The organism is Cupriavidus oxalaticus (genome assembly GCF_004768545.1).
Lineage (GTDB): Bacteria > Pseudomonadota > Gammaproteobacteria > Burkholderiales > Burkholderiaceae > Cupriavidus > Cupriavidus oxalaticus_A.
Genome location: NZ_CP038635.1, coordinates 1199496 through 1212702, shown reverse-complemented (window position 1 = coordinate 1212702; position 13207 = coordinate 1199496). Strand labels below are relative to the sequence as shown.

Sequence of the window (13207 nt, the reverse complement as noted above, 5' to 3'; positions counted from 1 at the left end):
TCAGAAGCGCGCGCGCTCAGCCGCCGTGCGCACAAGCTCGCGCTAACGCAGGCCGGTGGCGACGCGAATGAGTGTGAAGGGTGCCTGCCTTGCGTGCCTGGACATATAGGCGTGCGTTTGTGCGCTGCAAAAGCGCATCTCGCCCTCCTACCTGATACGGGTGGGTCCGCCGGCAACGGTCCTTTGCTCTACTTGCCGGCAGGCGGCAACGCGCCGGCGTGGGCCGCGCTCGCGCCGCCACACCACAGGAGAGAGCCGACATGGGCGTACTGAGCGGAATCCGCGTACTCGAATTCGAAGCCATCGGGCCGGGCCCGTTCGGCGCAATGCTGCTGGCCGACATGGGCGCCGACGTGATCCGCGTCGACCGCCCCGAGGCCCCCGCCGACCTTGCCCCGAAGAAGGCCGGGGGCGCCCGCCGCATCGACATCACCGGCCGCGGCTGGCGCTCGGTCACGCCGGACCTGAAGCAGCCCGAGGCGCAGCGCGCCGCGCTGGCGCTGGTCGAGCGCGCCGACGTCGTGCTCGAAGGGTTCCGCCCCGGCACCATGGAACGCCTGGGCCTGGGGCCGGAGGTCGCGCTCGCGCGCAACCCGAAGCTGGTCTACGGGCGCATGACCGGCTGGGGCCAGACCGGCCCGCTGGCGGACCGCGCCGGGCACGACCTCAACTACGTGGCGCTGTCCGGCGTGCTGTCGGGCATCGGACGCGCTGGCGCAGCGCCGGTGCCCCCGCTGAACCTGGTCGGCGACTACGGCGGCGGCGGCATGCTGCTGGCGCTGGGCGTGGTCGCGGCGCTGCTCAACGTGCAGCGCGGCGGCAAGGGCCAGGTGGTCGACGCGGCCATGACCGAAGGCGCGGCGCAGCTGGGCGCGGTGTTCTGGGGCATGCTGGCCTCGGGCACATGGAAGGAGGCACGCAAGTCGAACGTGCTGGACGGCGGCGCGCCGTGGTACGACAGCTACCGGACCCGCGACGGCAAGTACTTTTCGATCGGCCCGGTGGAGCAGCGCTTCTATGCCGAGCTGCTGCAACGTCTCGGGCTCGCCTGGACGCACTGGCCATGGAGGCGGTCGGCAACAGCCCGGCCGAGTTCCGGCGCGAGTTCGACGCCACCGAGCCGGTGATCGCGCGCATGATCAAGACCAGCGGCGCCACCGCCGAATAGGCAGCGGAATAGGCAGAGCGGAATAGGCAGCGGAATAGGCAGCGGAATAGGCAGCGGAATAGGCAGCGGAATAGGCAGCGGAATAGGCAGCGGAATAGGCCTGGGGCGCTGCGCGCCACCAGGCTGGCATCTTGGCGGCGCGAGACCTCTATCGCCGGGCTGCGGCTTCTGCCATACAATCGCAGCAACAGCCGCCCCTTGCCCCGCCAGCGCTGGACACCCTGGCGCCTGCGAGCCGCCAGCGCCGCCACTTGCATCGGCTTGCCCAGGCTGCCCTATCCCGCCGCTCCGATGCCCAACTCGCCAGCCAACCCTCCGTCGCCACCCGGCAGCCAGCCCACCACGCTGCCCTCGCCGCCATCCCGCCCGCCATCGCTGCGCAGCGCCGCGCGCGTGGTCGCGCGCGAACGGTTGCTGGCGCAGCTGACCGAGGCGCGCCGGCGGCGCTGCATCGTGCTGCAGGGGCCGGCCGGCTATGGCAAGACCGCGCTGCTGAGCGCCTGGCGCCTGGACCTGCTGGCGCTGGGCTTCGACAGGGCCGCGCTGGCGCTGGAACCCGCCGACAACGAGCGCCAGCGCTGGCTCGACCGCGTGCTCGCGTGCCTGGCCGAAATCAGTTCCGACATCACCCGCGAGGCCGTGCTGCTGGCCGAGCGCGCCACCGACGACGAAGCCGTGGAGCGCGCCATCGTGGCGCTGGTGCGCGGCATCGGCGCGCATTCGCGCGAAGTGACGCTGGTGCTGGACGACGTGCAGCACCTGGCCTCGGCGCGCGTGCTGCAGCCGCTGCAATGGCTGCTCGAATACGCCCCGCCCAACTTCCACTTGGTGCTCGCCACGCGCGCGGCGCTGCCGCTGTCGCTCGGGCGCCTGCGCGACCAGGGCCAGCTGCTGGAGCTGGACCAGCGCGACCTGCGCTTCACGCTGGCCGAATCGCAGCACTTCCTGCGGGCCCAGCTGGGCGAGATCAGCGCGCGCGATGCGCGCCTGCTGCACGAGCTGGCCGACGGCTGGGTCGCCGGCCTGCAGCTATTCGCCGCGCACTGGAAGCGCAAGAAGGCCAGCGCCAGCGGCGTGACCTTCGCCAGCGGCCTGGTGCAGGCCAACGTGCAGGACGCCGGTGCCTTTGCCGAATATTTCGAGCGCGAAGTCCTGTCGCGGCTGGCACCCGACGAAGCCGAGCTGCTGGTACGCGCGGCCGCATGCGAGCGCTTTACCGCATCGCTGTGCCAGGCGCTGGGCGAACAGGCGATGGGCGAGCACGAGGTGCTGGCCCTGCTGACACGGCTGGAGCAGGAAAACCTTTTCATCACCCCCACGCCCGGCCCCGAACGCGAAGCCTGGTACCGCCTGCACCCGCTGCTGCGCGAGACCCTGGCCGAACGCTTCCGCGCGCGCAGCGAGGCGCAGCAGCGCGCCATCCACGGCGCTGCCTGGCGCTGGTTCCGCGACCACCGCATGCTGGCCGAGGCCGTCCGCCACGCCGTGCTCGCCGGCGATGCCGGCACCGCAGCCGAACTGGTGGAACGCTATACCGACACGCTGATGGCGCGCGGCGAAGTGCGCAAGGCGCTTGGACTGCTGCGCCTGCTGCCCGCCAATGAGATCCAGGCGCGCCCGGAGCTGCGGCTGCTGGCGCTGCGCATGCAGATGCTCACGCGCGACCTCGATGGCTGTGCCGCCGGGGCCGACCGGCTCGAAGCCGATATCGGCCCCGCGCCTGGCAACGCCTCGCTGCGCTACCGGCTGGCGCTGCTGCGCTTCAGCCTGGTGCTGCTGCGCGACGACACCGCCGGCGCGCTGGCACTGCTGCCCGAAATCGAAGCCGCCCCGGCGGACATCGCGCCCTTCTACCTGGGCTCGCGCAATAACCTGCTGTCGCTGCTGTACATGCACCTTGGCGACTACGAGCGCGCGCGCGCCATCCACGCCGAAACGCCGCCGCTGCTGGTCGACGGCGTGCCGCTGCTGGGCACCGCCAGCGGCATGCTCAATGGCCGCTGCCTGATCGGCTTCAGCCATGCGATGGAAGGCAACGTGACGCAGGTCGAGCGCATCAGCCGCGACGTGCTGCGCGAAGTCGAACTGGTGGGGCACGGCGGCGCGGGCGCCGAGCCGGAGTACTTTGCCGCCGCACTGCTGGGCGAAGTGCTGTACGAGCACAACGACCTGGACGCCGCGCGCAAGCTGCTCGAAGACCGCGTCGACGTGATGGAGCGCGTATCGATCCCGGATTCCGTGCTGCGCGTGCATACCGTGCTGGCCGCGGCGCACTGGATCATCGGCCACCGGCTCGATGCCTTCGCCCAGCTGGAGCGGCTGGAGGACTACGGCACGCAGCAGGGCCTGGACCGGCTGGTGGCCCAGAGCCTGTCCAGCCAGGTCCGCCTGCACCTGGCCGGCGGTGACCTTGCCACGGCCGAAGCGGTGCTGGCGCGGCTCGACGCCATTGCCGTGCGCCACCGCGCCGCGCCGCGCGGCTTCCTCGACGCGATCCACATGGTGACCGAGCGCGCCCACGTGATGGCCAGCCTGGCGCATGACGATCTGCGCGCCGCCTGGATGCGGCTGGCACCGCTGATCGCCTATTGCGAGGGGCGCGGCTGGCAGCGCCACGTGGCGCAGCTGCACATGCTGGCCGCGGTGGTCGCCACGCGCCGCGGCGATCCGGCCGCCGCGCACGAACATGCGCTCGAAGGCCTGCGCCGCGGGCACCGGCTCGGGCTGATGCGCAGCCTGATCGACGCCTCCCCCGGCTCGATGCGGCAGGTTGACGACATCGCCGGCACCCCCGGGCTCGACCCGGTGCTGGCGTTCTACATCGAGCGGCTGCAGCAGGCCGTGCCGGAGCCGGCGCCGGCCGGCGCGGCGGCAGCCGGCGCAACCTCCGCGGGACTGGCAGAAGGCCGCACAGAAGAACTGAGCGAGCGCGAGGCCGACGTGGTGCGCCTGCTCGGCCAGGCGCTGCCCAACAAGAAGATCGCACGCACGCTGGGGCTGTCGCCGGAGACGGTGAAATGGCACCTGCGCAACATCTTCCGCAAGCTCGGCGTGAGCAGCCGCGACGAGGCCGTGGCGCGCGTGCGCGACCGCGAACTCGGCCAGGGCGGCCAGCCGCCCGACGGGGCGCGCTGACACCGCTCAGGCGCGTCCGAGGGCACTCTCCCGCCCCTCGGCACGGGCCTGATACCGCTCCTCCTCCCCACCCTCCGGGGCGGCAACCCGCGCCCACCCACCACCTGAAGCGGGTGGTGTTCGCGTCCCCCCTCCCCCCAGTACCTTAGCGACATGCCAGTGGCCCGGCCCGCAACCAGCCGGCGACCTGTGCCCGAACCGCATTCCCAGAAAACCTGTCAGGCCGCGGACCGCACGGCTGACATCCGGAGACCTCCATGGAAATCCAACGCACGATCTTCCGCGACGACCACGAGATGTTCCGCACCACGGTGCGCCGCTTCCTTGAGCGCGAATGCCTGCCCCGGCAGGCCGAGTGGGACAAGGCCGGCAAGGTCGACCGCGAAACCTGGCTCAAGGCCGGCCGCGAGGGCCTGCTGTGCGTGACGCTGCCGACTGAATACGGCGGCGGCGGCGGCGACTTCGGGCACTCCGCCATCTTCAACGAAGAGCAGGCGCGCGCCGGCATCAGCGGCCCCGGCTTCGGCGTGCACTCCGACATCATTGCGCCGTACATTGCCCGCATCGGCAACGAGGAACAGAAGCAGCGCTGGCTGCCCAAGGTCTGCTCGGGCGAATACATCCTGGCCATCGGCATGACCGAACCGGGCACTGGCAGCGACCTCAAGGCGATCCGCACCACCGCGATCCGCGAGGGCGACGAATACGTCATCAACGGCAGCAAGACCTTCATCTCCAACGGCCTGAACGCCGACCTGATCATCATGGTCTGCAAGACCGACCCGGGCGCCGGCTCGCGCGGCGTCAGCCTGATCGTGAGGCGCAGGCAAGGCCCACATGGACAAGTACGGCACCAGGCTCGAGACCTTCGCGAAGATCCGCGCCAAGGCCAGCCGCCATGCCGCCCACAACCCGCTGGCCGTGTTCCGCAACGTCATGAGCACCGAGGAAGTGCTGGCCGCGCCGGCGCTGTGGGAAGGCGTGCTGACGCGCCTGATGGCGTGCCCGCCGACCTGCGGCGCGGCGGCCGCCATCGTGGTGTCGGAGGAATTCGCGCGCAGGAAGGGACTGAAGACCGATGTGCTGATCGCCGGCCAGTCCCTGACCACCGACCGCCCCAGCACCTACGACGCGCGCGACATGATCCGCGTGGTCGGCTTTGACATGACCCGCGAGGGTTCGCAGCAGGTGTACGAGCAGGCCGGCGTCGGCCCGCAGGACATCGACGTGATCGAGCTGCACGACTGCTTCGCGCAGAACGAACTGCTGACCTACGAAGGCCTGGGCCTGTGCGAGGCAGGCGGCGCCGAGCAGCTGGTCAACGACGGCGACAACACCTACGGCGGCAAGTGGGTGGTCAACCCGTCGGGCGGATTGCTGTCCAAGGGACACCCGCTGGGCGCCACCGGGCTGGCGCAGTGTTTCGAGATGGTCAAGCAGCTGCGCGGCACCGCCGACAAGCGCCAGGTGGAAGGCGCCCGGCTGGCGCTGACGCACAACCTGGGGCTGGGCGGCGCCTGCGTGGTGACCCTGTACCAGAAGCACGCCTGAGTGCGCGCAATCACAGGAGACTATCCATGATCGACAAGAAACACATCGGCAAGGTGATTGCGGACTTCCGCACCTCCGCGCCGGCGAGCCAGCTGCGCTTCTTCGCCAAGGCCACCGGGCAGGCCGATCCGGTCTATATCGATGAAGCGGCGGCGCGCGACGCCGGCCATCCCGGCCTGCCGCTGCCGCCTACCTTCCTGTTCTCGCTCGAGCTGTCGCAGCCGTCCAATGCGTGGCGGGACGAGGTCGGCATCGTGCCGTCGCGCATCCTGCATGGCGAGCAGTCCTTTGCTTACCACCGCATGGCGTACGCGGGCGACACGCTGCATTTCAAGACCACTATCGCCGACATCTACGACAAGAAAAACGGCGCGCTGGAGTTCGTGGTGCGCGAAACACGCGTAAGCAACCAGGACGGCGAGCACGTAGCCGACCTGCGCAGCGTGCTGGTGCAACGCAACGGCTGAACGGAGACCCCACATGAGCAAACTGAGCTTCGACCAGGTCAAGGTGGGCGACACGCTGCCACCGCTGACGCTGGAACCGGTCAACCGCACCACGCTGGCACTGTTCGCCGGCGCGTCGAACGACCACAACGCCATCCACATCGACATCGACTACGCGCGCAAGGCCGGCATGCCCGACGTGTTCGCGCACGGCATGCTGTCGATGGCCTACCTCGGCCGCCTGCTGACGCAGTGGGTCGACCAGCGCCAGCTGCGCCAGTTCGGCGTGCGCTTCGTCGGCATCACGCACCTGGGCCATCGCATCACCTGCAGCGGCCGCGTGGTGGAAAAGCTGGAAGTGGATGGTCCGGATGGCAAAGAGCGGCGCATCAAGCTGGAAATCCAGACCGCCAACCAGTACGGCGAAACCAAGATCCTCGGCGACGCCGTCGTCGCCCTGTAAATCCAATCGAGCACGAGATCGAGCACTAAGGAGTCAGCAATGGGAGCACTTGAAGGCAAGGTGGCACTGGTCACCGGTTCGGGCCGCGGCATCGGCAATGCGATCGCCAGGCGCCTGGCACGCGAGGGCGCGCGCCTGGTCATCAACGACCTCGACGCCGAACCGGCGCAGCAGACGGTGGAGGAGCTGAAGGCGATGGGCGTTGAGGCGGTGGCGTGCGTGGGCAACGTGACCGCGCCGGATTTTGCCGACCGCTTCATCAACACGGCGATGAGCAGCTTCCAGAGCATCGACATCATCGTCAACAACGCCGGCTTCACCTGGGACGACGTGGTGCAGAAGATGAGCGACGAGCAGTGGTACGCCATCCTGGATTGCCACATGACCGCGCCGTTCCGCATCCTGCGCGCCGCCTACCCGCATATCAAGGCGCTTGCCGCAGCCGACAAGGAAGCCGGCCGCGAGGTGTACCGCAAGATTGTCAATATCTCGTCGACATCCGGCCTGAACGGCAACGCCGGCCAGATCAACTACTCCGGCGCCAAGGCTGGCGTGATCGGCATGACCCGTGCGATGGCGCGCGAATGGGGCCGCTTCAACGTCAACGTGAATGCGGTGGCCTTCGGCCTGATCCACACCCGCATGACCTCGGCCGACGCGCATGCCGGTGCCACGGTCAACATCGAAGGCCGCGAGATCCGCGTCGGCCTGAACCCTGAAATGCTCAAGTCGCATGCCCAGCGCAACCCGCTCGGCCGCGGCGGCACGCCGGAGGAGGCGGCAGGCGGCGTGTACCTGTTCTGCTCGCCGGATTCGAACTACATCACCGGCCAGGTGATCGCGGTCGCGGGCAACGTGCAGTAAGTTGCCCGACATCGCAGTTCCCGCCAGGGCCCCGCGGGGCCCTTTTCTCTTCTTACCCGCGCGGGCTACTTCGCCCTTGTAGACGATCGTCACCGTCTCGAAGCCCCGGTGCGGATGCTGGCCCACGCCGCGTGGCGCCTGCGTCGGCGTAAAGTCCGCCGGGCCGGCGTAGTCCAGCAGCAGGAACGGGCTGAGCTGCCTGCCATGGCTCTGGTAAGAGAACATCGAACGCACCGGAAAGCCGTCTCCGGTCCAGTGCGAACGCGGTGCGCTGTAGACACCCAGGATGCGCTTCATGTCGATCTCCGGAAGTGCCGGCCGGGACAGCCCGCGATGCGCGGGATCCTGCCGAGGCGGCCGGCGCCAGTTGATGGATCGATCATAGGTGTCGCGTGCCAGCTGCGGTAGACAGCGCCGGCGCATCGCAGTGTCCTGCCGCTGGAACGATGCGCTTGTGCAAGCAGGGCGCACATTCAGCGGCTGATGGTCTCCGCCCTACTTGGCGAACAACGACGACAGGTCAGCGAAGGCCTTGATCTCCAGCGCATTACCCGACGGGTCCAGGAAGAACATGGTGGCCTGTTCGCCAGGCTCGCCCTTGAAGCGGATGTGGGGTTCGATGATGAACTCGACGCCTGCCGCCCGCAGCCTTTCTGCCATCGCCTCCCATTCGGGAATCGACAGCACCGCGCCGAAGTGCCGCACCGGCACCTGGTCGCCATCGACCGCGCTGGTCTTGCTGTGGCCGACTTCCTCCGGCGCCAGGTGCGCCACGATCTGGTGGCCGAAGAAGTTGAAATCGATCCAGTCAGGCGAGCTGCGCCCTTCCGGGCAGCCGAGCAGCCCGCCATAGAATGCGCGCGCCTCGGCAAGGTCGCGCACGGGAAAGGCGAGATGGAAGGGAGGAATGCGGGGGGCGGTAGTAGTCATGGGCTCGGGCTGAGTGAAGCCTAGTGGGGAATAAATCTGGCGGCGGCTCTTGAGGCCTGTAACCAGGGCCTGCAACCAGGGCCTGCAACCGCCATCGTCCGCTTAGTCTAAGCATCGCCATTCACCATGAAAAGCGATATATTTTTGCCCTGAGCAACAATTATTTCGATCTATCGCGATGCTGCGCGAACTTCAGACTTTCCTCGCGGTGGTCCGCTACGGCACCTTTGCCAACGCGGCCGCCCATATCGGGCTGACGCAATCGGCGGTCAGCGCACAGATCCAGCGGCTGGAACAGGAACTGGGCTTTGCACTGTTCGATCGCACGGGCCGCGCGGCCGTGCTCAATGCCGATGGCCGCGAAACGCTGGCGGTTGCCGAAGAACTGATGGCCGTGTATGCCAGGCTCGGCCGCCATGCGGGCAGCCCGCGCACCGGGCTGGTCCGCATCGGCGCCATCGCATCGGTCCATGTCTCGTTCCTTGCCGATGCGCTGGCCAGCTTCCGGCATGAGATGCCGGGATACCGAATCAAGCTGGTGCCGGGCGTGTCGCTGAACCTGCTGGGCCAGGTCGATTCGGGCGAAATCGATATCGCGGTGATGATCAGGCCGCCGTTCGCGTTGCCTTCCGACCTGCAGTGGCGCACGCTGCTGGCCGAACCGTTCGTGCTGCTGGTCCCTCGCGCCCAAGGCAAGCGGCCATGGCGCGAGTTGCTGGAGAGCGAGCCGTTTATCCGCTATGACCGCGGCTCGTTTGGCGGGCGCGTGGTCGACCAGTTCCTGCGCCGTGCGCGTATCCCGGTCAGGGACGCGATCGAACTGGACGACTTGCAGGGCATCGCGCAGCTGGTGCAGCGCGGCCTTGGCGTCGCGCTGGTGCCGATCACCGGCACGACGGCATGGCCGAAAGGCGTGGCGGCGCTCAGCCTCGGCGATGACACCTTCCATCGCGAGATCGGGCTGGTGGAGCGTCCGCACCATAGCCGCCAGGCGGCGGCCACGCTGCTGGCGCAACGCATCGCGCAGGCTGCGCAGAGCATGGCGCGGGCGCTGCCCTGACGCCGCGCTGCCGCGGCGCCAGCCACGTCACTGCGCCGGCTTCAGCTCGATCAGCAGGTCCTTCGCCGCCACCCGGTCGCCCTGCTTCACATGCACCACGGCGATCTCGCAGTCGCGGTCGGCGGCGATATGGGTTTCCATCTTCATCGCCTCCAGCGCCAGCAGCGTCGTGCCCGCGGCCACGCGCTGCCCCGGTTGCACGGCCACGGTCACGATCGAACCCGGCATCGGCGCGGCGATATGCAGCGGATTGTCGGGCTCGGCCACCGGACGGCTCTGGCGCGCGGATGCCGCCTGCGTGGTGATGCGCTGCTCGACCAGCGCCGTGCGCGATTGCCCGTTCAGCTCGAACTGGACCTTGATGCGGCCTTCCTCCGCATCGGGATGCGTGCCCTGCAGCGAGACCAGCAGCGTCTTGCCCGCGGCGATGTCGATGGCCACTTCTTCCTGCGGCTGCAGGCCGTACAGGAATGCCGGCGTCGGCACCACCGAGGTGTCGCTGTAGTTGCGCACATGCGCGTGGTAGTCCACCGCCTGCTTCGGGTACATCAGATAAGACGCCAGCTGGCGGTCGTCGAGCGGCTCCTCGCAGGCCGCTTCCGCGGCGGCACGCGCGGCATCGAGGTTGACCGGCGGAATCTGGTCGCCGGGCCGGTACGGAGCGGGCGGTTCGCCGCGCAGCACCTTGCGCGACAGTCCCGCGGGAAAGCCGTCGGGCGGGAAGCCCAGCTCGCCCTTAAACAGCGACACCACCGACTCGGGGAAAGCGATTTCCTTGCCCGGGTCGCACACGTCCGCGGCGCTCATGTCATTGGCCACCATCATCAGGGCCAGGTCGCCGACCACCTTGGAGGTCGGCGTCACCTTGACGATATCGCCGAACATCTGGTTGACCTCGGCGTATGCCTGCGACACCTCGGTCCAGCGATGCTCGATGCCGAGCGAGCGCGCCTGCTCGCGCAGGTTGGTGTACTGGCCGCCGGGCATCTCGTGCCGGTACACGTCGGCGGTGCCGGCGCGGATCTCGGATTCGAACGGCGCGTAGTAGCGGCGCACCCCTTCCCAGTACATCGAGGCTTCGTGCAGGCGCTCCAGGCTCAGGCCCGGATCGCGCTCGCTGCCGGCCAGCGCCGCGGCGATGCTCGACAGGTTGGGCTGCGAGGTCAGCCCGCTCATGGCGTCGAGCGCGCCGTCCACCGCATCGCAGCCGGCCTCGATCGCCGCCAGCGCCGACGCTGCCGAGATGCCGCTGGTGTCGTGCGTATGGAAATGCACCGGCAGCCCGGTCTCTTCCTTGAGCGCCTTGACCAGCGCGGCCGCCGCCTGCGGACGGCAGATGCCCGCCATGTCCTTGATGCCCAGCACATGCACGCCGGCCTGCTGCAGCTCGCGCGCGATACCGACGTAGTACTTCAGGTCGTACTTGGCGCGCGACTTGTCGAACAGGTCGCCGGTATAGCAGATCGCGCCTTCGCACAGCGCGCCGCTTTCGCCCACCGCATCGATCGCCACGCGCATATTGCGCACCCAGTTGAGCGAGTCGAACACGCGGAACACGTCCACGCCGGCGCTGGCGGCCTGGCGCACGAAGAAGCGCACCACGTTGTCCGCATAGTTGGTATAGCCGACGGCATTGGAGCCGCGCAGCAGCATCTGGAACAGCACGTTGGGCACGCGCTCGCGCAATTGCTCCAGGCGCTGCCACGGGTCTTCCTTGAGGAAGCGCAGCGCCACGTCGAAGGTCGCGCCGCCCCAGCACTCCAGCGAGAACAGCTGCGACAGCTCGCGTGCATAGAACGGCGCGATCGGCAGCATGTCGGCGGTGCGCATGCGCGTGGCAAAGAGCGACTGGTGCGCGTCGCGCATAGTGGTGTCGGTCAGCAGCACCTGCTTCTGCTCGAGCATCCAGCGCGAGAACTTCTCGGCGCCAAGCTCGCGCAGGCGGTCGCGCGTGCCGTACGGCAGCGGCTTGCTGTTGTCGACCGCGGGCAGCACCGCTGCCGGCAGCGGCAACGGCGGCAGCGTGCGGCCGGCCATTTCCGGGTGCCCGTTGACGCAGATCTCGCCGAGATAGCGCAGCAGCTTGGTGGCACGGTCCAGGCGCTTGGTGAATTCAAGCAGCTCCGGCGTCTTGTCGATAAAGCGCGTGGTGACGTCGCCGGCGCGGAACGCCGGATGGTTGATGACGTTCTCCAGGAACTGTAGGTTGGAGGCCACGCCGCGGATGCGGAACTCGCGCAGCGCGCGGTCCATGCGGCGGATCGACTCGGGCGCGGTCGGCGCCCAGGTAGTGACCTTGACCAGCAGCGAGTCGTAGTACGGCGTAATTACCGCGCCACCATAGGCGGTGCCGGCATCCAGCCGCACGCCGAAGCCGGCGGCGCTGCGATACGCGGTGAGACGGCCGTAGTCTGGCAGGAAGCCGTTCTCGGGATCCTCGGTCGTGATCCGGCACTGCAGCGCGTGGCCGTTCAGATGGATATCCTGCTGGACCGGCACGCCCGCGGCGCGCACGACGATGTCGCCGTTCTCGTTGCGCGTGTTCTCGGTCATGCCGAGATAGCCGCCTTCCGTGATCCGGATCTGCGCCTTGACGATATCGACGCCGGTGACCATCTCGGTGACCGTGTGCTCGACCTGGATGCGCGGATTGACTTCGATGAAATAGAACTGGCCGGAATCGGCGTCCATCAGGAACTCGACCGTGCCGGCATGGGAATACCCGACCGCGCGCATCAGCCGCATCGCCGCCTCGCACAGCTCGGCACGGCCGGCATCGTCAAGGTACGGCGCGGGCGCGCGCTCCACCACCTTCTGGTTGCGGCGCTGCACGGTACAGTCGCGCTCGTACAGGTGCACCAGGTTGCCATGCGTGTCGCCGAGCGCCTGCACTTCGACGTGGCGCGCGTTGCGCACCAGCTTCTCGACATAGACCTCGTCGTTGCCGAACGCGGCCAGCGCCTCGCGCCGCGCCGCGGCCAGCGAGCCTTCCAGGTCCTGCTCGCTCTCCAGGATGCGCATGCCGCGCCCGCCGCCGCCCCAGCTGGCCTTGAGCATCAGCGGATAGCCGATGCCCGCGGCCAGGCGCTTACAGGCCTCCAGGTCGTGCGGCAGCGGGTCGGTGGCCGGCATCACCGGCACGCCCGCCTCGATCGCCGCATTGCGCGCGGCCACCTTGTTGCCGAGGCGGCGCATGACCTCGGGCGACGGGCCGATCCAGCGGATGCCGGCATCGATCACGGCCTGCGCGAAGTCCGGATTCTCCGACAGGAAGCCATAGCCCGGATGGATCGCATCGACCTTCGCATGGCGCGCGATGCGCAGGATGTCTTCGATATCGAGATAGGCCGCCAGCGGCTTCTTGCCCTCGCCGACCAGGTAGCTCTCGTCGGCCTTGAAGCGATGGAGGGCGAGGCGGTCTTCCTTGGAGTAGATCGCCACGGTCCGGATATTCATCTCGGCGGCGGCCCGCATGACGCGGATCGCGATCTCGGAACGGTTGGCAATCAGCAGCGATTTGATGGGAGCGTAGTTCATGGCACGCACAAGGAAACTGAGGGCAACCGAAACGCCGCGCAGGCAGCACGGCG

The 13207-nt window shown here is 68.6% G+C and carries 7 protein-coding genes and 4 pseudogenes; 8 read left to right on the top strand and 3 right to left on the bottom strand.

The features are described 5' to 3' along the window. Positions 1 to 260: 260 nt before the first annotated feature. The 7 genes and pseudogenes from E0W60_RS16455 to E0W60_RS16420 all read left to right on the top strand — a co-directional run. Positions 261 to 1091 (top strand): annotated as a pseudogene (locus E0W60_RS16455) (CaiB/BaiF CoA transferase family protein); the annotation flags it as partial. Between the two features lie 368 nt (positions 1092 to 1459). After that, positions 1460 to 4303 (top strand): LuxR C-terminal-related transcriptional regulator, encoded by a 2844-nt coding sequence (locus tag E0W60_RS16445; protein ID WP_135704965.1) that lies wholly within the window; start codon positions 1460 to 1462, stop codon positions 4301 to 4303. Between the two features lie 257 nt (positions 4304 to 4560). Further along, positions 4561 to 5121: pseudogene (locus E0W60_RS16440) on the top strand (acyl-CoA dehydrogenase family protein); the annotation flags it as partial. 1 nt (position 5122) lies between these two features. Next, positions 5123 to 5854, top strand: a pseudogene (locus tag E0W60_RS16435) (thiolase C-terminal domain-containing protein); the annotation flags it as partial. A gap of 26 nt (positions 5855 to 5880) precedes the next feature. Beyond that, positions 5881 to 6321: a MaoC family dehydratase N-terminal domain-containing protein gene (locus E0W60_RS16430; protein ID WP_135704964.1), complete on the top strand. Its 441-nt coding sequence runs from the start codon at positions 5881 to 5883 to the stop codon at positions 6319 to 6321. Positions 6322 to 6334: 13 nt separating this feature from the next. Beyond that, complete coding sequence (locus E0W60_RS16425) at positions 6335 to 6763, top strand: MaoC family dehydratase (RefSeq protein WP_133097484.1); 429 nt, start codon at positions 6335 to 6337, stop codon at positions 6761 to 6763. Positions 6764 to 6802: 39 nt separating this feature from the next. Continuing rightward, positions 6803 to 7627, top strand: coding sequence for an SDR family NAD(P)-dependent oxidoreductase (locus E0W60_RS16420; protein WP_135704963.1), 825 nt, complete (start codon positions 6803 to 6805; stop codon positions 7625 to 7627). 39 nt (positions 7628 to 7666) lie between these two features. Here the strand turns inward: E0W60_RS16420 and E0W60_RS16415 are convergent. Together E0W60_RS16415 and E0W60_RS16410 are read right to left on the bottom strand one after the other, a co-directional pair. Next, positions 7667 to 7924, bottom strand: a pseudogene (locus E0W60_RS16415) (pirin family protein); the annotation flags it as partial. A gap of 198 nt (positions 7925 to 8122) precedes the next feature. Beyond that, positions 8123 to 8557 carry a VOC family protein gene (locus E0W60_RS16410; RefSeq protein WP_133097486.1) on the bottom strand — a complete coding sequence of 145 codons (435 nt, stop codon included), beginning with the start codon at positions 8555 to 8557 and terminating at the stop codon, positions 8123 to 8125. A 178-nt stretch (positions 8558 to 8735) separates the two neighbouring features. Between E0W60_RS16410 and E0W60_RS16405 the strand changes: the two genes are divergently transcribed. After that, positions 8736 to 9617, top strand: a complete 882-nt coding sequence (locus tag E0W60_RS16405; RefSeq protein ID WP_133097487.1) for a LysR family transcriptional regulator — start codon at positions 8736 to 8738, stop codon at positions 9615 to 9617. 27 nt (positions 9618 to 9644) lie between these two features. On the opposite strand, the gene E0W60_RS16400 is transcribed toward E0W60_RS16405, so the two are convergent. Further along, positions 9645 to 13154 carry a pyruvate carboxylase gene (locus E0W60_RS16400; protein WP_135704962.1) on the bottom strand — a complete coding sequence of 1170 codons (3510 nt, stop codon included), beginning with the start codon at positions 13152 to 13154 and terminating at the stop codon, positions 9645 to 9647. Between the last annotated feature and the right edge of the window lie 53 nt (positions 13155 to 13207).

Excerpts from the sequence above, each read along its gene's own strand:
- E0W60_RS16445 (WP_135704965.1), top strand. The coding sequence starts at position 1,460 with ATGCCCAACTCGCCAGCCAACCCTCCGTCGCCACCCGGCAGCCAGCCC.
- E0W60_RS16430 (WP_135704964.1), top strand. The coding sequence starts at position 5,881 with ATGATCGACAAGAAACACATCGGCAAGGTGATTGCGGACTTCCGCACC.
- E0W60_RS16425 (WP_133097484.1), top strand. The coding sequence starts at position 6,335 with ATGAGCAAACTGAGCTTCGACCAGGTCAAGGTGGGCGACACGCTGCCA.
- E0W60_RS16420 (WP_135704963.1), top strand. The coding sequence starts at position 6,803 with ATGGGAGCACTTGAAGGCAAGGTGGCACTGGTCACCGGTTCGGGCCGC.
- E0W60_RS16410 (WP_133097486.1), bottom strand. The coding sequence starts at position 8,557 with ATGACTACTACCGCCCCCCGCATTCCTCCCTTCCATCTCGCCTTTCCC.
- E0W60_RS16405 (WP_133097487.1), top strand. The coding sequence starts at position 8,736 with ATGCTGCGCGAACTTCAGACTTTCCTCGCGGTGGTCCGCTACGGCACC.
- E0W60_RS16400 (WP_135704962.1), bottom strand. The coding sequence starts at position 13,154 with ATGAACTACGCTCCCATCAAATCGCTGCTGATTGCCAACCGTTCCGAG.